This is a genomic window from Psychrobacter sp. 1Y4 (genome assembly GCF_051847555.1).
On sequence record NZ_JBPYDE010001197.1, the window covers coordinates 1 to 509 of the forward strand.

At 45.4% G+C, this 509-nt stretch carries 1 protein-coding gene; it reads left to right on the forward strand.

Annotation, left to right across the window (positions count from 1 at the left end):
- On the forward strand, window positions 1-509 hold a 509-nt coding region (locus tag ACS8FC_RS21120; RefSeq protein ID WP_439298219.1), incomplete at both ends, for a chorismate-binding protein.

Consider the following 509-nt stretch of genomic DNA (forward strand, 5'->3'; position numbering starts at 1 on the left):
ATATCCTGACCAAGCCAATCAAAGGCACTATGCCTCGTGGCTCCACTGACAAGCAAGATGAATCGTATAAGCAACAACTGGTCAATAGCGAAAAAGACCGTGCCGAAAATGTCATGATTGTGGACTTACTACGCAATGATTTGGGTAAATATGCCAAGATCGGTAGCGTAAAAGTGCCGCAACTGTTTGCGATTGAAAGCTTTAGTAACGTGCACCATATGGTCAGCACTATTACTGCTGAGCTAAAAACTGACACTCACCCATTGGCTGTCCTGTTTGGTAGTTTGCCTGCTGGCTCTATCACTGGCACACCAAAAAAACGAGCCGTCGAAATTATTGCCGAACTCGAATCCAAACCGCGCGGTGCTTATTGCGGCACTATGGGTTATATGAATTTTGATGGCAGTGGTCAATGGAATGTGTTGATTCGCACGCTACAAGCGAATGGTTCGGCCAACAATGACTTTAATAAAGAAAGACAGATCAACCTATGGGCTGGTGGCGGTATT